At 62.8% G+C, this 24,184-nt stretch carries 17 protein-coding genes and 1 pseudogene; 10 read left to right on the forward strand and 8 right to left on the reverse strand.

Going from position 1 to position 24,184, the window contains the following annotated elements; all coding sequences use genetic code 11:
- Window positions 1-6: 6 nt before the first annotated feature.
- Entirely contained in the window at window positions 7-1,878 is a 1,872-nt protein-coding gene (locus ABJF10_RS00860) for an acyl-CoA dehydrogenase family protein (protein WP_348542614.1), read from the forward strand.
- Here ABJF10_RS00860 and ABJF10_RS00865 read toward each other — a convergent pair.
- Both ABJF10_RS00865 and ABJF10_RS00870 read right to left on the reverse strand, forming a co-directional pair.
- Window positions 1,875-3,170 (reverse strand): DUF5722 domain-containing protein, encoded by a 1,296-nt coding sequence (locus ABJF10_RS00865; protein WP_348542615.1) that lies wholly within the window; start codon window positions 3,168-3,170, stop codon window positions 1,875-1,877. The two genes, ABJF10_RS00860 and ABJF10_RS00865, sit on opposite strands and share 4 nt — an antisense overlap.
- 14 nt (window positions 3,171-3,184) lie before the next feature.
- Complete coding sequence (locus ABJF10_RS00870; RefSeq protein WP_348542616.1) at window positions 3,185-3,772, reverse strand: winged helix-turn-helix transcriptional regulator; 588 nt, start codon at window positions 3,770-3,772, stop codon at window positions 3,185-3,187.
- Window positions 3,773-3,933: 161 nt separating this feature from the next.
- Between ABJF10_RS00870 and gltB the strand changes: the two genes are divergently transcribed.
- Window positions 3,934-8,562, forward strand: coding sequence for a glutamate synthase large subunit (gene gltB / locus ABJF10_RS00875; protein ID WP_348542617.1), 4,629 nt, complete (start codon window positions 3,934-3,936; stop codon window positions 8,560-8,562).
- A 175-nt stretch (window positions 8,563-8,737) separates the two neighbouring features.
- On the opposite strand, the gene ABJF10_RS00880 is transcribed toward gltB, so the two are convergent.
- Window positions 8,738-9,643 (reverse strand): LysR substrate-binding domain-containing protein, encoded by a 906-nt coding sequence (locus ABJF10_RS00880; protein ID WP_348542618.1) that lies wholly within the window; start codon window positions 9,641-9,643, stop codon window positions 8,738-8,740.
- A gap of 70 nt (window positions 9,644-9,713) precedes the next feature.
- Between ABJF10_RS00880 and ilvD the strand changes: the two genes are divergently transcribed.
- Complete coding sequence (gene ilvD, locus ABJF10_RS00885; protein WP_348542619.1) at window positions 9,714-11,447, forward strand: dihydroxy-acid dehydratase; 1,734 nt, start codon at window positions 9,714-9,716, stop codon at window positions 11,445-11,447.
- On the opposite strand, the gene ABJF10_RS00890 is transcribed toward ilvD, so the two are convergent.
- Both ABJF10_RS00890 and ABJF10_RS00895 read right to left on the reverse strand, forming a co-directional pair.
- Window positions 11,422-11,952, reverse strand: coding sequence for a prepilin-type N-terminal cleavage/methylation domain-containing protein (locus ABJF10_RS00890; protein WP_348542620.1), 531 nt, complete (start codon window positions 11,950-11,952; stop codon window positions 11,422-11,424). The two genes, ilvD and ABJF10_RS00890, sit on opposite strands and share 26 nt — an antisense overlap.
- A 53-nt stretch (window positions 11,953-12,005) precedes the next feature.
- Window positions 12,006-12,617 carry a hypothetical protein gene (locus ABJF10_RS00895; protein ID WP_348542621.1) on the reverse strand — a complete coding sequence of 204 codons (612 nt, stop codon included), beginning with the start codon at window positions 12,615-12,617 and terminating at the stop codon, window positions 12,006-12,008.
- A gap of 158 nt (window positions 12,618-12,775) precedes the next feature.
- On the opposite strand from ABJF10_RS00895, the gene ABJF10_RS00900 reads away from it, so the two are divergent.
- Window positions 12,776-14,065 carry an ABC transporter permease gene (locus ABJF10_RS00900; RefSeq protein WP_348542622.1) on the forward strand — a complete coding sequence of 430 codons (1,290 nt, stop codon included), beginning with the start codon at window positions 12,776-12,778 and terminating at the stop codon, window positions 14,063-14,065.
- Window positions 14,066-14,358: 293 nt separating this feature from the next.
- Here ABJF10_RS00900 and ABJF10_RS00905 read toward each other — a convergent pair whose 3' ends face one another.
- The gene (locus ABJF10_RS00905) at window positions 14,359-15,381 is read right to left on the reverse strand and encodes a glutamine synthetase beta-grasp domain-containing protein (RefSeq protein WP_348542623.1); all 1,023 of its coding nucleotides are present in this window, start codon (window positions 15,379-15,381) and stop codon (window positions 14,359-14,361) included.
- Between the two features lie 243 nt (window positions 15,382-15,624).
- Between ABJF10_RS00905 and ABJF10_RS00910 the strand changes: the two genes are divergently transcribed.
- Both ABJF10_RS00910 and ABJF10_RS00915 read left to right on the forward strand, forming a co-directional pair.
- The gene (locus ABJF10_RS00910) at window positions 15,625-16,032 is read left to right on the forward strand and encodes a serine/threonine protein phosphatase (RefSeq protein ID WP_348542624.1); all 408 of its coding nucleotides are present in this window, start codon (window positions 15,625-15,627) and stop codon (window positions 16,030-16,032) included.
- Window positions 16,016-16,867: a protein phosphatase 2C domain-containing protein gene (locus ABJF10_RS00915; RefSeq protein WP_348542625.1), complete on the forward strand. Its 852-nt coding sequence runs from the start codon at window positions 16,016-16,018 to the stop codon at window positions 16,865-16,867. The genes ABJF10_RS00910 and ABJF10_RS00915 overlap by 17 nt, the downstream gene beginning before the upstream one ends.
- A gap of 123 nt (window positions 16,868-16,990) precedes the next feature.
- Here ABJF10_RS00915 and ABJF10_RS00920 read toward each other — a convergent pair whose 3' ends face one another.
- Entirely contained in the window at window positions 16,991-18,754 is a 1,764-nt protein-coding gene (locus ABJF10_RS00920; RefSeq protein ID WP_348542626.1) for a M3 family oligoendopeptidase, read from the reverse strand.
- 102 nt (window positions 18,755-18,856) lie between these two features.
- Window positions 18,857-19,195, reverse strand: a complete 339-nt coding sequence (locus ABJF10_RS00925; protein WP_348542627.1) for a P-II family nitrogen regulator — start codon at window positions 19,193-19,195, stop codon at window positions 18,857-18,859.
- 323 nt (window positions 19,196-19,518) lie between these two features.
- Here ABJF10_RS00925 and ABJF10_RS00930 point away from each other — a divergent pair, with 323 nt between their 5' ends.
- From ABJF10_RS00930 to ABJF10_RS00945, 4 genes and pseudogenes are all read left to right on the forward strand, one after another.
- The gene (locus tag ABJF10_RS00930; protein WP_348542628.1) at window positions 19,519-20,238 is read left to right on the forward strand and encodes a hypothetical protein; all 720 of its coding nucleotides are present in this window, start codon (window positions 19,519-19,521) and stop codon (window positions 20,236-20,238) included.
- A gap of 71 nt (window positions 20,239-20,309) precedes the next feature.
- Entirely contained in the window at window positions 20,310-23,000 is a 2,691-nt protein-coding gene (locus tag ABJF10_RS00935) for a c-type cytochrome (protein WP_348542629.1), read from the forward strand.
- Between the two features lie 264 nt (window positions 23,001-23,264).
- A complete protein-coding gene (locus tag ABJF10_RS00940; RefSeq protein ID WP_348542630.1) occupies window positions 23,265-23,801 on the forward strand; it encodes a sigma-70 family RNA polymerase sigma factor in 537 nt (178 codons plus the stop codon).
- Window positions 23,802-23,805: 4 nt separating this feature from the next.
- A pseudogene (locus ABJF10_RS00945) lies at window positions 23,806-24,184 on the forward strand (hypothetical protein); the annotation flags it as partial.

Below are 24,184 nucleotides of genomic sequence, written 5' to 3' on the forward strand. Positions count from 1 at the left end.
CCCTTTATGAAAACTGAACCCGCCTCCGCCAGCGAACCGACATCGATCATCGATACTTCGAAAATGTCTCCCGAGCAGCGAGCGGCGCTGGAGCTCACGGAGGCGGCCCGTGCGGAAACGCGCGACGGATTCGTCAGCGGCTTGTTCATGGGCCGCTTTGATTTCGACACGCTCCATCCCTTCCCCGGACAGCGCTCGGAGGACCACGATCAGGGCGATGCGTTTCTCCAACGCCTGGGCGATTTCCTGAAAGCCGAAGCCGATCCCGACGAGATCGATCGTACGGGCGAAATCCCCGATCGTGTCTTCGCGGGTCTCGCGAAGCTTGGCGCATTCGGCATCAAGATCCCCGTGGAATACGGTGGGCTTGGGCTTTCGCAGACGAACTATTGCCGCGCGGCGATATTGCTCGGCAGCTATTGCGGCAATCTCACCGCGCTGCTTTCTGCACATCAATCCATCGGTGTGCCGCAACCGCTGATCCTTTTCGGCAACGAAGAGCAGAAGCGTCACTGGCTGCCGCGCGTCGCGGCCGGCGAGGTCTCGGCCTTTGCGCTCACGGAGCCGAAAGTGGGCAGTGATCCGGCGAAGATGGAGACGCGCGCGGAGCCGACGCCCGACGGCGCGCATTTCATCATCAATGGCGAGAAGTTGTGGTGCACCAACGGCGTGAAGGCCGGCGTGATCGTGGTCATGGCGCGCACTCCGGACCAGAACGGGCGCAACCAGATCACGGCGTTCGTGGTCGATATGGACACGCCGGGCGTCGAGGTCGTGCGGCGCTGCCATTTCATGGGGTTGCGCGCGCTCTACAACGGCGTCGTTCGCTTCACCGAGGTGAAAGTGCCGCGCGAAAATATCCTGCTCGCCGAGGGCAAGGGCTTGCGCGTGGCGCTCACCACCTTGAATACGGGCCGCCTCACCTTGCCGGCGGCGTGCGTCGGCTTGTCGAAGCGTTGCCTCGAAATCGCGCGCACCTGGGCCGCCGAGCGGGTGCAATGGGGCTCACCGATCGGCCGGCACGCGGCCATCGCGGAGAAAATCGCGCGGCTGGCGGCAGAGACCTTTGCCATGGAATCGATGACGCTCTATGCCGCGAGTCTCGTCGACCGCGACAAGCATGCCGACGTGCGACTCGAAGCCGCGATGTGCAAGCTCTGGGCCACCGAGCGGTGCTGGGAACACGTGAACGAAGCGATGCAAATCCGTGGCGGTCGCGGCTATGAAACGGCGCAATCGCTGGCCGCGCGCGGTGAGCCACCTGTGCCGGTCGAGCGGCTGCTGCGCGATTCGCGGATCAATACAATCTTTGAAGGCTCCAGCGAGATCATGCGGCTCTTCATCGCCCGCGAGGCGCTCGATCCGCATTTGAAAATCGGTGCCCCGATGCTGGATACCCGTCTGCCGTGGAAGACCCGCGCCGGGGCCGCCGGACGCGCGGTGTTGAATTACGCGGGCTGGTATCCGCGGCAATGGCTCGGGCCGCTGGCGAATGCGGGGCTGCTCTTCTCACACGTAAACGCCCGCCTGTCCGGTCATGTGCGCTGGGCGGCGCGCGCTTCGCATCGGCTCGCCCGCGAACTCTTCCACGCGATGGCCTTGCACGGACCGAAGCTGGAACGGGAGCAGATGCTGCTCGGCCGGTTTGTCGATATCGGCACCGAGCTCTTTGCTATCGCGGCAACGTGCGGCCGGGCCGAAGCGCTAAAGGCACCGGAAGCACTCGAGCTCGCCGACTTCTTCGCGCGGGCCTCGCGACTCCGGATCGAGAAGCTATTTCACGCTTTGCACCATCACACGGATCGCGCCGGGTATCGCATTGCGCAGCGTGTCCTCGCCGGCGAACACCGGTGGGTCGAGGCGGGAATTCTCGGTTAACGAGGTCCGGCCGCCGGCAGCAGTTGCTCCCAGCGTTCGATCCCGATGACCGGCAAAGCGAAGGCAAAGGCCTTTTCCCACTCCGGCGTGTCAGCGACGCGGAAAACCTCGTACAATTGCCGATGCCGGTTAGGCGTGGCGATGGTGTCCGGCTGATGCGTCCAGAGGCCGAGGTTCAGGCCTTCATAGGCGTGGTCGACGTGGCGGTGGAGGATGAAGGCGTCGATGCCATCAAGATGCGCGATCTTCCACCACGCGGCGCAATACGCGGCAGCCTGGTCGCGCTCGCCATCGGCGCGGTCGGGGCAGTGGAAGCCTTGCTCGGAGAGGATGACGTGGCGTGGATGGCCCTGCCAGAGCAACTCGGGACGGGCAAGGTAGCGCGGGAGGATCTCGATATTTTTGAAGGTGATGCGCGGCGTGTCGGCGGACTGGGTCGCCGATTTATCGAGCCAGAAGCGTGGTTCGCCGAGATTCTCGGGATAAGGATGATAGGCGAGGTGCCAGTCGAAGTCGCCCCGCTCGCGCGCAAAACGGGCGAAAGCTTCGAGCAGTTCGCGGCCGGGGCAGGATTGATCCGGCGCCCCGGCGGGATAGCGGATCGACCAATGATGCTCGAATGAGAGGAAGATGCGCGCATTGTCCGAGGCGGTGCGCACGGCGGCGTGCACGTTCCGGACGGCGCGCTCGTATTCGGACGCCACGTCCTCGGTCGTGGCGCGACCCATGTTGTTCCACCACCAGTGCGAGTTGACCTCGTTGCCGACGATATAATTCCACACCCGGCCATGCGGCGCGCCCGCTTCGCTGTAGCGTTGCGCGAGGAAGGCGACCGTGGCGCGCAGATGGCGCACGCCGTCGGGCGTGGCGACATTGAAGGCGCTCATGTGGTTCGTCTTCGCCGCGCGGTCGTAGCGCGGGTGCAGGAAGATGCTGTTCAGCGCCTCGTCTTTGTTTTCGTAATTGAGGAGGATGAGGCTGATGACGATGCCATGCGCGGACAGCGGCTGGACTTCCGCATCCAAATGCGCGACCGGTGGTGCGAGGAAGAAGTAGTCGTTGCCCTCAAACGTGAACCGGATGCTGTCCGGGCGGGCGGCGAGATCGACGAAGCTGGCGAGGTGGCAGTTCAGCCCCGCGTGCCGGATGCCGAGCGCGATGGCGTCATCCACCATCTGCACTTGCAGGCCCTTCTTCGAAGTCGGCGTCGGATACGGATCCGCATCGGGCGCGGCGAAGAGCGCCGCCGCCATCACCAGCCAGACCCCGCTTCCGATGAGCCGGCGCCGCATCGTGCGAGAATCGCTCAGGTGTGCGAATGCCCGACGTAGATCGCCTCGTCGGGCCAGTCCTTCTTGATGTACCCGGCGTGCATGTTCACCGGCTGGATGTAGTTGCGCATCGTCCGTACCGGGGCCAGCACGCGGATCGTATTCACCGCCTCGATGGAATTCTCGCCGTGGTTGCGCAGCAGGCTGGGGATGAGCTGTTCCTGCACGGTCTGGACGATGTTCGTTTCATCCTCGCCATCGATAAAGAGCAGCATGGCGAGCTTGCCGTCGATTTCCGCGATATGGCTCTCAAAAATAATTTCAGTAAATATCGACCGCACGAAGGGCTCGCGCTGGATATCCTCGAGGAGTTGTTTGTAAGTGACTCCAATCCTGAACTTTATGATGTAAAGGTGCCGCGCACCGAACTGCCCGGTCCCCCGTGCCGAAAGATCCAGATGGGTGAAGTAGGAAAGAATGCCCGCCTGTTCCAGTCGTTGTCGCTTGCGGCCGACAGTGCGCACGTTTACCCCGGTCGCCTCGCCGATGCCATTATCCGACTCGCGGGGGTCGCGGATAAGGTGACGGACGATAAGCCGCTCCTGTTCGTCAAGTTCTTTCATACCAATGCGTTGAGAGGGTGATGTCGGGGAAAAGGGCGGAAGTTAGACACGCTTGCGGTCGGTTGGCGACAAGATTTTGCACAATTGCCGCAGATTTTGTCTTGAATTGCGCGTCTTCGCTCCTAATTTCGTCGTCCGGGAAACACCTTGGGAATATTAATATGCTGAATCAAGTCACTCTGGACAGAACGTCAGGCCGCCCTTCGCTCTACTCGGCGGATTTTGAACATGATTCCTGCGGCGTGGGCTTCATCGCCCAAGTCAGCGGCAAGCGATCGAATCAAGTGCTGAAATACGCGCTTCAGTCGCTTTGCAACCTCGCCCACCGCGGCGCGGTCGACGCGGATGCCAAAACCGGTGACGGCGCCGGCGTCTCCACGCAGCTTCCCTACAAAATCTTCACCGCCGAGGTGCAGAAGCTCGGCCATCGTCTTTTCCAGGAGTCCGACCTCGGCGTTGGCATGGTTTTCCTGCCGCACGACAATGCCTACTCGCAGGCGCGGGCCAAGGCCATCACCGAGGACGTCATTCAAAAGCGGGGGCTCTTTCTCTTTGGCTGGCGTGAAGTGCCCACCAATATTCACATGCTGGGCGACAAGGCCGCCTCCACCCTGCCGCGCATCGAGCAGGTATTGGTGGGCCGTCCGCATGGCATGGTGGACGACGAGTACGAGCGCCGCCTTTTCCTCGCGCGCAACGAAATCGAGAAGCGCGCCGAAACCGATGGCATCAAGCACTTCTACATCGCGTCCTTCTCGCACCGGCTGATCATCTACAAGGGCCTGCTGGTCTCGCCATCGCTGCAAAAATTCTACAAGGATCTGCAGGACGAGCGCTACGAGACGGCGCTGGCCATCTATCACCAGCGTTATTCGACGAATACCTTCCCCACCTGGCCGCTCGGGCACCCCTTCCGCATGCTCGCCCACAATGGCGAGATCAACACCCGCCGCGGCAATGTGAACTGGATGCGGGCCCGCGAGGCGGAGCTCGAAGCCGATTTCTGGGGCGCCGACATCGACCTGCTCAAGCCGATCATCCAGCCCGGCGGCAGCGACTCCGGCGAACTCGACAACGCTCTCGAAGCCATCGTCATGTCGGGCCGCTCGATCCTGCATGCGATGACCATGCTCGTCCCGCCGGCCTGGCGCAGCGAGAAGCACGTCCCGGAGGCGCTCCAAGCCTTCTACGAATACCACCGCTGCTTCAACGAGCCGTGGGACGGCCCCGCCGCCCTCTGCTTCACCGATGGCATCACCATCGGCGCCTGCCTCGACCGCAACGGCCTGCGCCCCGCCCGCTACAAGCTCACCGACGACGGCATTTTCAGCATCGGCTCCGAGGTGGGCACCATCGAGTTCGATGACGCGCATGTGGTGGAAAAAGGCCGGCTCGCGCCCGGCGAGATGATCGCCATCGACACCGCCGCGGGCAAACTGATGCGCGATGCCGAGATCAAGACCGCGCTCGCCGCCCGCAAGCCGTACGGCGCGTGGCTGAAGGACAATCTCATTCGCCTCAACGACCTTGCGAAGGACCCCGTCAAGGAACCGACGGAGCCGCTCGACATTCTCACCCTCGCCCAGCGCCAGATCACCTTTGGTTATTCCGCGGAGGAACTCGACATCATCCTCAAGCCGATGGTCCGCGACGGCGCCGAGGCGATCGGTTCGATGGGCGACGACACGCCGCTGGCCGTGCTCTCGCTCCAGCCGCGCCTGCTCTACACCTATTTCAAGCAGCTCTTCGCCCAGGTCACGAATCCGCCGATCGACCCGATCCGCGAGAAGCTCGTCATGTCGCTCAACGTCAACTACGGCTGGCGGCGCAATTTGCTCGCCGAGACACCCGAGCACGCCCGGCTCATCCAGGCCGAGTCGCCGATCCTGCTCGAGAACGAGATCGCCGTGCTGCGCAACCTGGCGGACAAGTATCACCCGGCGAAGACGATCAACGCGACCTGGCCGCTGAGCGAAGGCGCAGAGGGCCTGGAAAAGGCCATCAAACGCATTTGCGCCGAGGCGGAAGCCGCGGTGCTCGATGGCGCGCGGATCCTGATCCTGAGCGACCGTGCGGTCGATCACGCGCATGTCCCAGTGCCCATGCTCCTCGCCACCGGCGCGGTGCACCACCACCTCATCCGCGCCGGCAAGCGGATGAAGGCGTCGATCGTTTGCGAATCGGGCGAAGCCCGCGACGTCCACCAGATGGCCTGCCTGATCGGCTACGGCGCGAGCGCCATTTATCCCTATCTCGTTTTCGACTCCGCCCGGGAGATTATCGACCAGGTGAAGGTCGCGGCGCAGCAGGGAGTCACCAAGGCCGGCGCCGACCCCGACAAGCTGGCCAAGGCGCAAGCCGCACTCAAGGACGCGGAAGCGCTGACGTATGCCAAGGCGCTCCAGAATCTTCGCACGGCGCTGGAGAGCGGTCTGCTCAAGATCATGTCCAAGATGGGCATCAGCGTGCTTTCGAGCTACTGCGGTGCGCAGATCTTCGAGGCCATCGGCCTCGGGGCGAAAGTGATCGAGGAGTGCTTCTGGCGGACGCCCTCGCAGGTCAGCGGCATCGGCTACGTCGAGATCGCCCGCGAATCGCTGGCGCGTCACGAGAAAGGCTTTGCCCCCGTACCGACGGAGCCAGCGGGCCCAGTGAAGCTGGACGACCCCGGCTTCTATCGCTTCCGCCGCAATGGCGAGAACCACGCGGTCACCCCGCCCGTCATCCAGTCTTTCCATTCCTTCGTGAAGACCGGCAATCCCGATGAGTACAAGAAGTACGTCGCGGCGGTGAAAGCGCAGCAGCCGATCTCGTTCAAGGACATGTTCGAGCTCGTGCCGAAGAACAAGCCGATCCCGCTCGACGAAGTCGAATCGATCGAGGATATCCGCGTGCGCTTTACCACCGCCGGCATGTCGCTCGGCGCGCTCAGCCCCGAGGCTCACGAGACTCTCGCCATCGCCATGAACCGCATCGGCGGCAAGTCGAACAGCGGCGAAGGTGGCGAAGATCCCGAGCGCTTCAAGCGCCGCCCGAATGGCGACCTCGCGAATTCCGCGATCAAGCAGATCGCCTCCGGGCGCTTCGGCGTGACTGCGGCCTATCTGGCCAGCGCGAAGGAGATCGAAATCAAGATGGCACAGGGCGCCAAGCCCGGCGAAGGCGGCCAGCTCCCCGGCCACAAGGTGAGCACGATCATCGCCAAGCTCCGGCACACCGTACCCGGCGTGATGCTCATCTCACCGCCGCCGCACCATGATATTTACAGCATCGAAGATCTGGCGCAGCTCATTCACGACCTCAAGGAAGTGAACCCGCGCGCCAAGGTCTGCGTGAAGCTCGTCAGCGAGGCCGGTGTCGGCACGGTCGCTGCGGGCGTGGCCAAGGCGCATGCGGACATCGTGCTCGTCAGCGGCCATGACGGAGGCACGGGCGCGTCGTCGCTCTCCTCGATCAAGCACGCCGGCACGCCTTGGGAACTCGGCGTCGCCGAGACGCAGCAAACGCTGGTGTCGAACAACCTGCGCTCCCGCATCGTGCTGCGCACCGATGGCGGCATGCGCACGGGCAGCGATATCATTACGGCGGCGATCCTCGGCGCGGAGGAGTTCAACTTCGGCACCGCGGCGCTTATCGCCACCGGCTGCGTCTACGTGCGCCAGTGCCACCTGAATACCTGCCCGGTCGGTGTCGCGACGCAGGACGAGAAGCTGCGTGCCAAGTTCAAGGGCACGCCGGAGATGGTCGTGAGTTTCTTCAACGCCGTCGCCGAGGAAGTGCGCCAGTTGCTCGCCGATCTCGGCGTGCGCAAGCTCACCGACATCATCGGCCGGCCCGAGCTGCTCAAGCAGCGCCATGTGCCGAATCACCCGAAGGCCAACACGCTCGATCTCTCGCGGCTCCTCGCCAATGTCGCCGACAACGAGGACGCGCCCCGCTATTGCACCCGCAGCCGCAACGATGGGATGCACGAGCGCCCGCTCGACGATATCATCCTGCAGGACGCGAAGGACGCGATCACCGAGCAGCAGCCCATCTCGCTGAGCTACAAGGTGCGCAACCTCAATCGCAGCGTCGGCACGAAAGTCTCCGGCGAAATCGGCTACCAGTACGGCAAGGAAGGCCTGCCCGAAGGCACGCTCGAGCTCAAGCTCGAGGGCAGCGCCGGCCAGAGCTTCGGCACCTTCCTGGCGCCGGGCATCCGCCTCATTCTCGAGGGCGAGGCCAACGATTACGTCGGCAAGGGCATGAGCGGCGGCGAGATCATCGTCAAGCCGGCGCCCGACCACAAATTTGCCGCCGGCGACAACTCCATCGTGGGCAACACCTGTCTCTACGGCGCCACTGCCGGTACGCTCCTGGCCAATGGCCGCGCGGGCGAACGCTTCGGCGTCCGCAACTCCGGCGCGACGGCCGTGGTCGAAGGCGTGGGTGACCACGGCTGCGAATACATGACCGGCGGCACCGTGGTGGTGCTCGGCCGTACGGGCAAAAACTTTGGCGCCGGCATGACTGGCGGCCTGGCCTTCATCCTCGATATGGAGGAGCGCTTCTCCGACCTCTACAATCCCGGCATGGTCGGCATCGAGCGCCTGACCGACGACGACAAGGGGCTGGTCCAGAAGCTCATCTACAAGCATCTCGAAGCCACCGAAAGCGCGCGCGCCAAGGAGATCCTCGCCGACTGGCAAAAGTTTGCCGGACGCTTCTGGAAGGTAGTGCCGAAATCCGCCGCCAAGCCCGCCGAGCCGAAACCCGCCGCCGCCCCCGTGGCCGCGGGGGCCAAGTAGAGCGATTGTGAAATATCACTACGGTCTCTCCACGATGTCATCCTGAGCGAAGTCGAAGGATCCCGTCGAACAACCAGCGATGATCGAGCGACGGGGTTCTTCGACTCCGTTACACTCCGCTCAGATTGACACGCGAGGAGAAGCTCAGAAACTTTTGGTGCATCCTCTGGGCCGTTCATCTCCGGCCCTTGTCCATACCTCCCCCTGTGAGCAGGGCGACGAAGTCTCGCATGGCCGGGGACGGCGCACCAGCGTTGCGGGCAAAGACATGCGCGACGCTGGGCGCCTTCTTGAGCGGAATGATCGCAGCGGCATCGCCCACCACGCGGGCCAGCGATGTCGGGAGCAGGGCGATGCCCGTGCCGGCCGCGACCATGATGGCGACCGCTTGGGCGCGGGGAGACTCCAGCACGATGCGCGGCCGAAAGCCGGCCTGGCCACAGACTTTGCGCAGATAAGCGGAAAAGGCGGGGGCCGCTTCACCGGAAACGGCGACCAAGGCCTCGCCGGCCAGCTCGCGCAAATCGATTTGCCGGCGCGCCGCCAATGCGTGGCCGAACGGCACAAACGCCGCCAGGGGTTCCCGGCGCCAGGGAACAAACTGAATTCCGGGCGTGGGTCCATCGGGAGGCAGGCCGATGAATCCACCGTCGAGACTTCCGTGGCGGAGGGCCGCGAGTTGTTCCGCCGGGGGAGAGTCCTGCATCAACAGTTGCACGGCGGGATGCCGCTCGCGAAACGCCCGTAGAATCTCGACGAGTTCCGGGCTGAGCACGGCGCTGACAAACCCGAGCCGCAGGCGGGCCGTTTCTCCCGAAACGAACCGCCGGGTGGTCTCTCCCGCGCGCACCAACTGCGGCAGGACGGTGCGCGTTTCCTCATAAAAGACCGCTCCCGCCGTGGTGAGCGCGACCTTCCGTCCGGACCGGTCGAACAAGGCGGCACCCAGCTTATCTTCCAACGCCCGGATGTGCCGGGAGAGCGGCGGCTGCGCGAGGTGCAGTTTTTGCGCCGCCCGGGTGAACGACAGTTCCTCCGCCACGGCGGTGAAGCATTCCAGTTCACGCAAGGAGTAGTCCATACCGAAACAGTATCATAAAGTGGCGAAAGTGGTATTTTTGTCATGCTGTCACGGACGCTAAATAGGGGACATGCACATCAGCGACACCATCAAGCGCGGCAGCCTGCGCGCCCCGCACCGCAGCCTCCTCCGGGCCACCGGGGCGATTCAATCCGAGAGCGACTGGGACAAACCGTTCATCGCCATCGCGAACTCCTTCGTCCAGATCATCCCCGGCCACGCCCATCTTGATGTCGTGGGGCGAAAGGTGCGCGCCGCGGTCCGGGCGGCGGGCGGGGTGCCTTTCGAGTTCAATACCATCGGCGTGGACGACGGGATCGCCATGGGCCACGGGGGCATGAATTACTCCCTCGCTTCCCGCGAGATCATCGCCGACTCCATCGAGACGATGCTCCGCGCCCATTGTTTCGACGGCGTGGTGTGCATTCCCAACTGCGATAAAATCGTTCCCGGGATGCTGATGGGCGCCGCGCGCGTGAACATCCCCGCGGTGTTCGTCTCCGGTGGGCCGATGGCCGCCGGTCGCAATCCCACCACCGGCCAGGCGCTGGACCTCGCCTCCGTCTTCGAAGCCGTGGGGCAGCTCTCCCGGAATGCGATCACCGAAAGTGAGCTCGACCAGATCGAACGCCACGCCTGCCCGACCTGCGGTTCCTGTTCCGGCATGTTCACCGCCAACTCGATGAACTGCCTGTGCGAGGCGCTGGGCCTGGCGCTGCCGGGCAATGGCTCGATCCTCGCCACCGATCCGCAGCGGGACGTCCTCTTCCAGGCAGCCGGCGGCGCGATCGTGGATCTTGTCAGCCGGAACATCCGGCCATCCGAAATCCTCACGCGCGCCGCCTTCGAGAATGCCCTTACGCTCGACATGGCGATGGGTGGCTCGTCGAACACCATCCTGCACACCCTGGCGATCGCGCATGAAGCGGGCGTGGAACTCCGGCTGGAAGAGATCAATGCCATCTCCGACCGCGTGCCGCATATCTGCAAGGTCGCGCCTTCGGGTCTGCATCACATGGAAGACATCGGCCGGGCGGGCGGGATTTCCGCAATTCTCAAGACGCTGAGCACCCGGCCCGGACTATTGCACCTGGAGGCCCTCACCGTGACCGGCTGCACGCTGGGCGAAACGATCGCGACAGCAGAGGTGCGCGATGCCGACGTGATCCGCTCCCTGGAGGCGGCCTATTCTCCGCGCGGCGGACTGGCGATTCTCTTCGGCAATCTGGCCCCGAAAGGCGCGGTGGTGAAAGCCGCGGGCGTCGCTCCGTCGATGATGATCTTCCGTGGGCCGGCGGTGATTTTCGAATCGGAGGAAGAGGCGCGCATCGGCATCCTCGTGGGCAAAGTGAAAGCCGGGGATGTGGTGGTGATCCGCTATGAAGGCCCGCAAGGCGGTCCCGGCATGCAGGAAATGCTGGCGCCTACCGCGGCGTTGGCCGGTCGCGGCCTCGCGGACTCGGTGGCCTTGATTACCGATGGCCGTTTCTCCGGCGCCACCCACGGGGGCGCCATCGGTCACGTGTCGCCGGAAGCCGCTGCCGGCGGGCCGATCGCACTGATCGAAACCGGCGACATCATCGAGATCGATATTCCACGGCGCGAGTTGACGTTGCGCGTGGATGACACCGTCTGGCAACAGCGGCGGGTCCACTGGAAGCCGCGCTCGAGAGATCTGGGCCGCGGCTATCTGGCGCGCTACGCGAGCATGGTCGCGAGTGCCGACGAAGGGGCGATCTTGAAAATCCCGTCAAGAAGCAGCCAAAGCGAGCCCCGACCTATTGGTAGGACAGCGCTTCCTTGAGCGAGACGGTCTGGCCGTTGCCCCAAATCATCATATTGCCGTCGCCGTGAACCGACGCCGATTCGGCGAACCACGGTTGCTTGGGCCATAGATACGGCGTCATCGGTTTGCTGTCGAAAGGAGTGGCGATGTAATCGACGCGCACATTACTCGAGAGGGTGACGTCCGGGTTATGCAACAATCGCTGGACGGAAGGGCAGACCCAATTGGTTCGCGCGACACCACAAGGCTGCAGAGCGTCAATCCATTCCTGAGCGTACTGCGTACTGCCACCGGCCAGATGCTGGGGGTCTACCTGCGGCCATGATCCCTGTTGTTGAATATAGATCGCCGCACCCGTATAAAGGGTCTTGAGATTGGCCACGCAGTTCGCCCGATCCGCACGGTATTGGAGATCTGCCATGGCGCCGAAGACCATCGTCGCCAGGATGCCAACGATGACGATAACGGTCATCAGTTCCATCAAGGTAAACGCTGCGAACTGAATTAAACGCCGTCGCAACATGGGATCTTTCCAGCACAGCGGCCGGCTAAAGATTAGAGCTCCCCTTCTCCCGCCTAACCACCAGTAGTGCTGGATTGGGTGCCCGTAAGCGTACTCAGGTTAATCGTGCTATCCACCGTGGTCGACTGCTGGAAACCGTCGACGGTAATGGCGACAGTAACACCAGGAACCGGCGCACCGCCACCAGCAGGAAAGCTGGATGTCTGCAATTCACCACTGCCCGTAAGCCGATAGCCCCCGCCGCTCTGCGAAGCAAATTGCTGCTTGGTCGGGATCAATTTGGCTTGGATCGAGCCAGATGCGAGGGCCACCGGGATCGTCAAAATCTGCAATTGCCCATTCGCGAAAAGAGTCCGCACCGCGTTTTCCTGGGCTTGGGCGAGGGCATTCAATGTCAGTTTGTCTGGATCAATGATTCCAACAATGCTGCCGTAAAAAGCGCCCCCCGAGATAAACATCGCAAAAACACCCGAAGCCAGACCCGTAGAAGGAACGCCAATGGAAAAAATGCCCAAGCTGTTGCCGGCAATGGCCGGAACCAGAGAGCCCGCGTAGGTTCCTTTCACTGCTGCTGTGGTCCCGGCGTAGACCGGACCACCGCTGAGCGCCCAGGATTGCACTTGGAGAAAGACAAAAGCGACTAGGAGGGAGAGAACTTTCTTCATAGGGACGAATGAAGACTTCTGACCATACATCGTCAACACGTTTCTCAAAATATTTTCATCGGAAAAAGGCGGGGATTTGGGCGGAGGATTGATATCCGGCGAACAGTGACAATTTCGCTTGGTTGGCGGGTCGGGAGCGGCTTCCATGTCGCCCGCCCGTGCAAGCCCCTTTCAGCCTTTTCCTCGCGCTCCGTTATCTGCGGCCGAAGCGCACCTTCGTCTCCGTGATCACGGTGATTTCCGTCCTTGGGGTCACGCTGGGGGTCATGGTGCTCATCGTGGTCATCTCGGTCATGACGGGCTTTGAGCGGACGCTCCAGCGGGCCATCCTGGGCTTTGAGCCGCATCTGCGGGTGACCAATGGCGAGGTGATGCGCAACTGGCGCGAAGTGCTCCCCCAAGTCAAAGGCATCCCCGGCGTGGTCGGAGTGGCCCCCTATGTGCAGGGCCCTGTCCTGGTCGAACACGACGGCCGGGTGAACCCCGCCATCATCCGCGGCATCGACGTCCCCGAGGAGGAGAAACTGATCGACCTGAAGAGATTCGTCGCCGGCACAGTCGATATGCCGCCGGATACGGTGATCGTGGGCAAGGAACTGGCCGCGCAGCTCGGCGCCCATATCGGGGATGAGATCACGATCTACGCCCCGGGCAATATCCACGGCGTGCTCGATGAGATTCGCCGGGAGAGCGACGACCCGAAGGCGAAGCCCCGCACGCTGGCCGACTTGAAGCAAGACGTCGTCTTCCCCGCGCCGATGAAAATCGTGGGCCTGATCAACTCGGGCCGGAACAGTGTCGATTCCTCCACCCTGCTCGTTCCGCTGACCAACGCGCAGGAGCTCTACAGCCTCAAGGACGGGGTTCATGGCCTTTCGGTGAGCACCTTGAATCCCTACGATGTGCGGACGACCCAGCGCTTGATCGAAGATGCGCTCGACGGCCGCGCTTTCACCACGTCGTGGTACGATGAAAACCGCGAGCGTTTCGACGCGATCCGCATGGAGCGGCACGTGATGTTTATCATCCTCTTCTTCATCGTCCTGGTCGCCGCCTTCGGCATCATGAACACGCTGATCACCGTGACCGTGCAAAAGACGCGAGAGATCGGCATCATGAAGGCGATCGGGGCGCGGACGGCGCAGATCGTGTGGGTGTTCCTCGCGCAAGGCATGTGCGTCGGCGCGATGGGTACCCTCGGTGGCCTGGCGATGGGCCTCACGGTCCTGCACTATCGCAACCCGTTCCGCGACTGGCTTTCGGCGACGATGCACATCGAGGTCTTTCCCGCCGGCATTTACGAGTTCGAGGGCATCCCCGCCCAGGTCGTGCCGCATGATGTCGCCGTGATCTGCATCGGCGCCTTTTTTCTGTGCTCCATGGCGGCTCTGGTGCCGGCTTGGGTGGCCGCACGCCTCGATCCGGTAAAGGCGCTGCGGGTGGACTAGAGGCAAGGCAGAACACCCAACACCCAACTTCGAACATCCAATGGCAGAGGCGCCCCGCGCGAGCGGCTCCTCAATTGGATGTTGGATGTTCTGCCTTTATCCAGACGTCCCCCTCTCCCCAAAAAACAGGAAAACGCCGCCCGGCATATCTCAGCCGGACGGCGTTTTCGGTTAGCCTTGGGGGTTTCGCAGAGCCCCTTTAAAGGTCAAATCCTTGGGTCGCCGCCTCGCAGGCTCCCGGCATCCCCTGGGATGCCCTGATGCCGGGAAAATGGAGGCGGGACAGGGACCATTTACTTGGTCGAGACCGTGGCGATCGTCTGCAAGATGCGGCTGGCGATCTTGTACGGGTCGCCCTGCGAGTTCGGACGGCGATCTTCCAGGTAGCCCTTGTAGCCGGCCGGGATGAAGCTGTTCGGGACGCGAATGGACGCGCCGCGGTTGGCAACGCCCCAGTTGAACTTGTCGATGGACTGGGTTTCGTGGAGACCGGTGAGACGCATATGATTGTCCGGGCCGTAGACGGCGATGTGCTCGTTCTTGTATTTGTCGAACGCATCCATGAGGGCCATGAAGTAGTCCTTGCCGCCGGTGGTGCGCATGTACTCGGTGGAGAAGTTCGAGTGCATACCCGAACCGTTCCAGTCGGTGGCGCCGAGCGGCTTGCAATGGAAGTTCACGTCGATGGCGTACTTCTCGCAGAGGCGGACGAGGAGGTAGCGGGCGATCCACATTTCGTCAGCGGCTTTCTTGGAGCCTTTGCCGAAGATCTGGAATTCCCACTGGCCCTTGGCCACTTCGGCGTTGATGCCTTCGTGGTTGAGGCCGGCGGCGAGGCAGAGATCGAGATGCGTGTCGACGATCTCGCGGGCCTGCGCATTCATCAAGCCGAAGCCTACGCCGCAGTAGTAACGGCCCTGGCCTTCGGCCGGGAAAGCGCCCCCGGGCGGGAAACCCAGCGGTGCGCCATCCTTATAAAGGAAGTATTCCTGTTCGAAGCCGAACCACGTACCGGGATCGTCGAGGATGGTAGCGCGAGCGTTGGTCGAGTGCGGGGTGCCGTCGGCATGCATGACTTCGCAGAGGACGAGAACGCCGTTGGTCTTCGTGGGATCGGGATACGACGAGACGGGCAGCAGCACGCAGTCCGAGTTATGGCCTTCGGCCTGACGCGTCGAACTGCCGTCAAAACCCCACTTGGGGAGATCTTCCAGCTTGGGAAAGCTATCGAAGTCCTTGATGAGGGTTTTGCCGCGCAGGTTGGGGACTGGCTCGTAACCGTCGAGCCAGATGTATTCCAGTTTATACTTCGCCATTAGTGGATTGTGGTAGTGGTGTTTTTTGAGCGGCGTGCGTCGTTTTTTAGCCGCTGCGGTGGTGGTTTGGGCTGTGGGAGCCCAATTTTTTGACGCGGCGCAGTTTTAGCAAATGCAGTGCCACGAGGACAATCCCGAACACACCGAAGTAGCGTGATGCGCTACCTAGGCCTCAGGCTTAAGCTCTTTGGGCTCCTTATCCGGGCTTGCTCCTTCTCCGAACCTCGGCAAGTTCTCCTCTGAATGAACCAAGTCAAAGACACGCTCCGCTCCACCGTCCGCATGGGCTACGATGGCCGGGTGCAAAAAACCTTTCGCGGCCCCAAAGCCGAAGAAAGATTTGCCAATGAGGTCCGGGTTTTGCGCTATCTGCAGTCCCGCGGCTGTCCATTTGTGCCCACCCTGATCGAAGCTCACCCGGATCAGCTTAAAATGATTACCTCGAGCTGCGGAACACGGGTCGAACACCTCGATGAGGAGCGGATGCGGGAGCTTTACGCCGAGCTGGAGAAGTATGGTGTCCGGCATGACGACGCCGAGATGCGAAATGTTACCTACCGCCAGTCTGATGGCCGTTTTTGCCTGATTGACTTCGAGTTTGCCACCATCCTGTCCGACCTCGAAAAGCCCGCTGATGGACCCGTCTCATAAGTCCGGCCCGGCGCTCCGTCTCCGCTGGTGCGGCGTCACAGACCGGGGGAAGGTCCGGAAGAACAACGAGGATTCCTTTGTCGCCATCCAGTTCGACGCCCAGGAGCTGCGGTTCCTTGGCAAAGTGGGTGAGGATACCGGCGAGCATCACGATTTCGTCTTTGCGGTGAGCGACGGCATGGGTGGAGCGATGGCCGGGGAGTTTGCGAGCCGCATCACGATCGACAAAATCTCGCACCTCCTACCCCGCTCCTACCGGCTGGGAGTGACGGGCCTGGAATCCGGCTTTGCCGACGTGCTGGAGGAGCTCTTCGCGCAGGTGCACCGTGCGCTCACCTATCTGGGCGGCTGCTACGAGGAGTGCGCGGGCATGGGTGCCACGCTCAGCCTGGGCTGGTTCACGCCCGGCTGGATGTTCTTCGCCCACATCGGGGACAGCCGGATCTACTATCTGTCCGCGCGGGAGGGCGTCCTCCGGCAGATCACGCACGACGACACCTACGTGGGCTGGCTCTTTCGCCAGGGGCAGATCAACGAGCGCGAGGCGCGCACCCACCCGCGGCGCAACGTCCTCCAGCGGGCCTTGGGCGCGGGGAATCAATTCGTCGATCCCCAGGTCGGCGCGGTGGCCTGCGAACCGGGCGATGTCTTCCTCTTTTGCACCGATGGCGTCGTCGAAGGTCTTTACGACCACGCCCTCACGGAGCTGCTCCGCCGTCCCGCCGCAGCCACCGCCACGAACTGGAACCCCGCCCAGCAACTCGTGACCACCTCCATCGAGAACGCCGGCCGGGACAACACGACGGCAGTGGTGGTGGAGGTGTTGGAGCCTTAGGCTGGGAAGTGAATTACACTTTCCCTCGCGGTGTCATCCTGAGCGAAGTCGAAGGACCCCGTCGAACAATCAGCCGTGATCTTTGGTAGAGCGACGGGATTCTTCGACTGCGTTACACTCCGCTCAGAATGACACGCGAGGAGATGGTTCCGCCTGATTCAATTTCCGCAGTTCGCTGCGCACCATTTCGACGAGTGTCCTGATCGTCGCGGCATCGAATTGAAACCGGCAGCCGGCCGCGGCGAACAACTCCGGCAAAGGCCGTGAGCCGCCAAGGGCCAGCGACTTCTTGTAATCGGCGAGCGCCTTGACCGGGTCACGTTTGGAGTTGGCCCACACCTGGAGCGCGCCAAGCTGCGCGATGGCATATTCGATGTAGTAAAAGGGCACGACGAAGAGGTGGAGCTGGCGGTGCCAGAGGTAGGCGCGCGCGTCTTCGTGCCCGCTCCAGTCCACGTCTCCGGCGAAACGATCCATCAGCGCACTCCAGGCTCCCGCGCGTTCGGCGCGGGTGTGATCCGGGTGCGTGTAAATCCAGTGCTGGAAAGCATCCACCGTCGCCACCCAGCAGAGCGTGGTGATGATGCCTTCGAGGTGCGTGCGCCGGGCGCGATTCGCCTCCGGCGCGGCATAAAACTCCTCGATGAATTCGTTGCCGAGGAGCTCCATGCTCATCGAAGCGACTTCGCAGAACTCGATGGGCGGACTTTGCCGGTAGGGCAGCAGATCCTCGTCGCGCGCGGCCAGCGCATGGAAGGCATGGCCGGCCTCGTGTAAAAGAACCTCCACGTCGCGCTGCTGACCCACCGCATTCATGAAGATGAAGGGGAGACGCGCTTCGGCGAGCGTCTGCTGATAGCCACCCGGCGCCTTGCCCTTGCGATTATCCAGGTCGAGCAGGTGCAGGTCGTGCATCTGCCGCAAGCCGCCGGCGAGCTCGCCGTCCAGCTTGTCGAAAATCTTCTGCGTGCGCGAGACCATCTCCTCGACGTCGGCAAAGGGCTGGAGCGGCGGACGGTTCAGCGGATCCACGGTCGTGTCCCACGGGCGCAGGGTGTCGAAGCCCAGTTGCCCGCGCCGCCCAGCTTGCAATTCGCGCAGCACCGGGACGACTTCGCTGGCCACGGCGTCGTGGAACTGGGCGCAATCCTCCGGCGTGTAATCAAAGCGCCCGAGCCGGCGGAAGGCGTAGTCGCGGTAATTGCCGAAGCCGGCGTTCGCGGCCATGCGCTCGCGCAATTTCCGCAAGGCATCGAACTGCTCCTCGAAGGGCTCGCGCTCCTGCATCCGCCGATAGGTCACCCGGTTCCACACTTCCTCCCGCAAGACGCGGTCGGGATCTTCCAGCAGCTTGCCCATCTGGGTGAGTGTTTTCTCCTCGCCGCGGAACTGCACGGTCAGCGCACCGCTGAGTTTAAGGTACTGCTGGCCCAGCTTGGACTCCTCGGTTTCCAGCGCGACGTTCTCCTCGCGGAACAGGCTCACGCGGTTTCGGACATCGCGTAGATACACTTCGTAACGCGGCAGCGGCAGCGATCCACAGAGCGGGTGGGCGACCAGCAAGCGCTCCAGGCGGAACTGGCGCGGCTTGGTTTGCGGCTCGATGTGCTCGACGAAATCCAAGTAGGCCTTTTCCACTCCGGGATCGTCCGTGTGGCATGTCATGGCGATGTAGCGGCGGCTCGATTCCTCTTCCAGGGCCGCACTTAATTCACTCCAATGGATCAGCCAGCGTTCCAATTCCGAAATCGCGGCGCATTGCTCCCCGAGCATTTCGAGCCGGTCGAACAACGGCGCGATCTGCGCCCAATCGCCGAGGTCAATCTCTGCCGGCACGAACGCGCGCGGCTTGCCCACGGGCAGGTCTCCAAAGGGAAGGGAACTCATCCCGGGGAAGGTGCAGGAGGAGCGCCGGAGAGGCGAGCGCGCAGTTCCCAGCCAGTGTTCCCCCCCACTGATTACTGAGAACTCACCACGGATTACTTCAACTCAGACGGCCTTGTCGCCCGTCTCTTCGGTGCGGATGCGCACTGCGCTCTCGACCGCGAAGGTGAACACCTTGCCGTCGCCGATCTTGCCGGTCTTCGCAGCGGCCACGATGGTCGCGACCGCTTTCTCGACGATCTCGTCGCTCACCACGATCTCCAGCTTCACCTTGGGCAGAAAATCCACGGTATATTCCGAGCCGCGATAGATTTCGGTGTGGCCCTTTTGGCGCCCGAAGCCTTTCACTTCCGTGACGGTCATGCCCTCGATGCCGAGATCGGCCAGGGCGTCTTTGACTTCTTCGAGTTTGAAGGGCTTGATGATAGCTTCGATCTTTTTCATGCGGAGTTGGGTAGGTGGTAGCGGCAGGAGCCTTGGTGGAAAGTGGCCTCGCGCGTTCAGCAACGGCCATGCCACGTAGCTCAAAGCCAAGCCTTACAGAGAGAAACCACCGGATGCACGTCAAATACGTGCGCAAATCCCGCCATGGATGTCTTTCCAGGTGTGCATCTTTCCTCACGGTCTGTGCGTTTCGCCAACAGCGCGCGGGCGGCGACGAGGATCCGGGGACGTCTCTATTGCCCTTTACGATCGGAGGCAAAATGGGGACGATGCTCCGCCGTTTTTGCGTTGGTTAACGAACGAACGGAATCCCTCCCCTCGTCATGAATGTGCACCACCCAGGCAGGCTCCTTTTCCTTGGCGCGTTTCTAATTTCGCTAACGCTGAGTGTCCATGGTCAACAGACGGCCGAGAGTTGCCTGAAGGAAGGTAAACAAAAGCAGGGAGCCGGCGATCTGGAGGGCGCATTGATCGACTACGACAAGGTGATCGCATTGGTCCAAGCGAACACGAAAAAGGATGATTCCGCCCTGGCAACTCTGTCCGTAGCCCAGGTCCAGCGCGAAACAGTCCTGATGGCCAAAGGGGATTACGACACCGCCTGGAGCGCTTTCCTCAAAGAAAAGGCGGACGATGACGCCGCGAACATCGGGATCGGTGAAACCCACTGCTACATGTGGTTGATCAGGGTCCGCAAAGGCCGGAGGAAAGAAGCGGACCGGGAACTCGCCGCCAGTCTGTCTTCGGCGGGGTCGAAAATCGGCAATCTGGAAAACTCCGTTCAGATCGCCAAATACCTCGTGAATCAATGTTCCGAGTCCGAACTGATTGCCTTTGTCCAAGCGGGTGATGAAAAGGCCGGGAGCACGCAGCACCAAGGCGAAGGCGAAGCTTGGTACTTTGTCGGCATGAAATACCTCCTGGCCGGAGATAAGGCCAAAGCGGCGGAAGATTTCCAAAAAGTCCTCTCCCTAAAAGGAACGATGTTTAATACTCGCACCCTGGTCCGGGCGGAATTGAAGGCCATTGCCGCCAAGCCTTGACTGGGCAAGCGCTGCAGGCCGGAGCCCGTACCTTGCATTCGCGGCTGTTCTACTTAGTCTGCCTGCCCGCTATGCGCACCCCGTTCTCCTCCGCATCCCCGTTTCTCGCCACCACCCTTGCCGCCGCACTGCTGCTCTGTGCCGCTTTCGCTGAAAAAGCCGACAGTGGGACCAATCCCAAGCTCACTGTCGCGGACGCCAAGACCACCGCGGCGGACGCCAAGCCCGCCGACACCGCGGAACCCATCGGTCCGAAACGCGCCGGGGGTGGGCCGACGAATCCCGAGATCCATTTCCCGCTGCCGCCGCCGCGCCCGCTCTCTCCGCAGGAGGAGATCAAGACCTTCAAGCTGCCGCCCGGCTTCCATGCCGAGGTCGTGGCCAGCGAACCCATGATCGAGACGCCGACGGCGATTTCCTGGGATGACCAGGGGCGCATGTACGTCGTGGAGATGCGCGGCTACATGCACGACGTGGAGGGCACGGGCGAAGATCAGCCGACCTGCCGCATCAGCCGCCTCGAGAGCACGAAAGGCGACGGCATTTACGACAAGTCCACAGTCTTCGTGGACCATCTGCTGCTCCCCCGCGCCGTGATGGCCCTGGGGGACGGCGCGCTGGTCAGCGAGCCGCCGAATCTGGTGTGGTATCACGACACCAACGGCGACGGCGTGGCCGACAAGCAGGAGATCGTGACCGACAAATTCGCGACCAAAGGCGGCCAGCCCGAGCACATGGCCAACAGCCCGACATGGATGATGGACAACTGGATCGGCTCGGCCGGTTACACCTCCCGTTTCCGGCTGCAAGGCGGGCAATTCCTCAAGCAGGAAGACTCCCCCTTCGGCCAGTGGGGACTCACGCAGGATGATTGGGGCCGCGAGTACACCAATTCGAACAGCGACCTGCTGCGCGCGCATCTCGTGCCGCCGAGCTATTACCTGCGCAACAACCATCTCGCCAATCGCAGCGGCCTCGCGGTGCAGGTCATGAAGGATCAATCGTGCTGGCCGAGTGTGCCGACACCCGGCGTGAATCGCGGCTACATCGAGGACACCACCAAGGACGGCAAGCTCGTGAAAGGCACGCTGCGTCCGAACGGCACGCTCCAGACCGTCACCGCGACCTGCGGACCGGGCGTCTATCGCGGCGATCTTTTCCCGAAGGAATATCGCGGCAACGTCTTCATCCCCGAGCCCGCGGGCAACCTCGTGAAGCGCGTGACGCTCAGCGAAAAGGACGGCGAGATCACCGCGGCGAATGCGTATGAGGGTAAGGAATTCCTGACGTCGACCGATGAGCGTTTTCGCCCGGTGAATGCGTACACGGGTCCGGACGGCGCGCTCTACATCGTGGACATCGGCCGCGGCGTGATTCAGCACAAAGGCTTCCTCACCTATTACCTCGTGAAGAACATCCAGGACCGCAAGCTGGAGACGCCTTTCAATACCGGCCGCATCTATCGCATCGTGCCGGATGGGGCGAAGCCGAAGCTCGTGCGGTTGCCCAAGGAGACGGCGCGCATTCCCGCCCTGCTCACCCACCCCAACGGCTGGGTGCGCGACACCGCCCAACGGGTGCTGGTCGAGCGCGGCGATGCCGCGGTCGCGCCCGAGGTGAAGAAGGTGGCCGCGACCGGCCCCACGCCGCAAACCCGCGTGCAAGCGCTGTGGACGCTCGAAGGCCTGAATGCGCTGACGCCCGAGGTCATCACCACCGCTTTGCACGACAAGAACGACAAAGTGCGCGCGGCCGCCGTGCGGCTTTCCGATCCAGCGACCGCGCTGCCCGAGCTCGCCAAGCTCGCGTCCGACCCGAGCATCGAGGTGCGCCTGCACCTCGCTTTCAAACTGAGCGGCGTGGACGACCCGCAGGCCGCGCAGACGCTGCTCTCGCTGGTCGAGAACGGCGGCCCGATGTTCGGTGAAGCCGCCGCCAGTGGATTGAGCGGACACGAACTCGAATTCCTCGACACGCTGCTGAAACTTCCCGCCACGGACGATGGAAAACTGGCGAAGAGCGAGGTGCTCGCCACCCTCGCCGGCTGCGTGATGAAAGAGCGCAAGGCAGCGCGGGTTTCGCATCTGCTCGAGCTCCTGGGCGCCCAACCCGCCGGCGGCGCGCGGCAGCTCGCGCTGCTCAACGGCATGACCGGCAAGACCGCGTCGAAGAACGCCAAGGCCGCCAAGTTTGGCAATCCACTCAAACTGGCTTCCGCACCGCAAGCCATGATTGCGCTGCAGGCGAGCAAGGACGCGAAGATCAAGGCGCTCGTCGCCCGCATCGATCCGCTGCTCGTGTGGTCCGGCAAAGCCGGTTGGGTCGAGCCCGTGGTGCATCCGCTCACGGCCGACCAGCAGGCCCTCTTCGACAAGGGCAAGACGATCTATTCCACCATCTGCATCGCCTGCCATCAGCCCACCGGCCTCGGCATGGCCGGGCTTGCGCCACCGCTGGTCGATTCCGAATGGGTGCTAGGCAACCCGGACAGGATCATCCGCATCGTCACCCAGGGACTCAGCGGCCCGATCGATGTCGTCGGCAACAAATGGCAGCTCGATATGCCCGGCCTGCCCATCTTCGACGACGAACAGGTCGCCGGCATCCTCACCTACATCCGTCGCGAATGGGAACACACCGGCACCCCGGTCACCCCCAGCTTCGTGACCAGTGTGCGGGCCGCGATCAAGGACCGCACCAAGCCTTGGACGGCCGAGGAGCTGAAGAAGCCGGTCGAGGTGAAGACGGTGAGCGCGAAGTAAGGGAAAGCGGCGAAGCCGCCCCCACAAGCCTGTCATGCTGAGCTTGCGAAGCACCTCTGATTTCGCTCTGGCATCTGACGCGTGGCGCCATCAAAAGCACGCCTTTATCCCCTGCTGTACGAGCGAGGAAAGGCAGATTTCAGAGGTCCTTCGCAAGCTCAGGATGACCCGTTTGGGGAATCCCCCTCTCCCCACCCCTCATTTTCTCTGAAAATAAGAGTATTTCCCGTGCTAAGTTCCCCCCATTCAGCCGATACTTAATCGATGCCCAACGCTCCCGCGAGCCCTGAACAGACCGCTCTGGTCCAAAGCCTCTTCGTCCAGCATTTGCCGGCGTTGCGGGGGTTCGTGCTCTCGTTGGTCAGTGATTTCAGCCTCGTGGACGACATCGTGCAGGAAACCTTCCTGGTCATCACGGCCAAGGCGGCGACCTTCCAGCGGGGCACCAATTTCCGCGCCTGGGCCTGGACGATCGCCCGCTACAAGGTGCTCCAGACGCTCGAAAAGCACGCGCCGGTGCCCGAGCGCCTCGCACCCGAGGTGCTGGAAGCGCTCGCTTCCCAAGGCGCGGCCGAGACTTGGTATTCCGAGGAGCAGATCCAGCACCTGGCCAAGTGCATGGAAGGCCTCGCGCCCAAGGCCCGCGAAGCCGTCGAACTGCGCTACCAACAGGCCCACCGTCCACCGGAGATCGCCAGCCGTCTCGGCTGGACCGTCGAATCCGTCCACGTCGCCCTCTCCCGCGCCCGCGTCTTCCTGCGCGATTGCGTGACGCAACGCATGCTCGCCGCCAATCCCTGAAGCCATGAGCGACGAACGCACCCAGCTTCTCCTGCAGCGTTACTTTGACCAGGTGCTCACCGGCGAAGAACGCAGTGAGCTTTCGACCATGCTGCTCGCCTCCCCGCGCGCCCGGGACGAATTTTGGGAGCTGGCGCGCTGGAATGCCTTGATCCGCCAATGGGGCGAAGCCGAATGGGGTCGCCATGATGCGGAAAACCTCACGCTTCGTCCGTTGCCCGCCGTTGCCGCGCCGAAGAGAGCCGAGCGCAAGGTGGTCCCCTTCCCGCGTCCGAACTGGAAGATCGGCGTCGCAGCCATGGCGGCGGCGGCGGTGGTCGCGCTTTTTGTCAGCGTGCCGTCTTTGCTGCCTTGGGGTCACAAGGTTCAGCCGATCAGCGTCG

This window comes from Chthoniobacter sp., assembly GCF_040003245.1.
Taxonomy (GTDB): domain Bacteria; phylum Verrucomicrobiota; class Verrucomicrobiia; order Chthoniobacterales; family Chthoniobacteraceae; genus Chthoniobacter.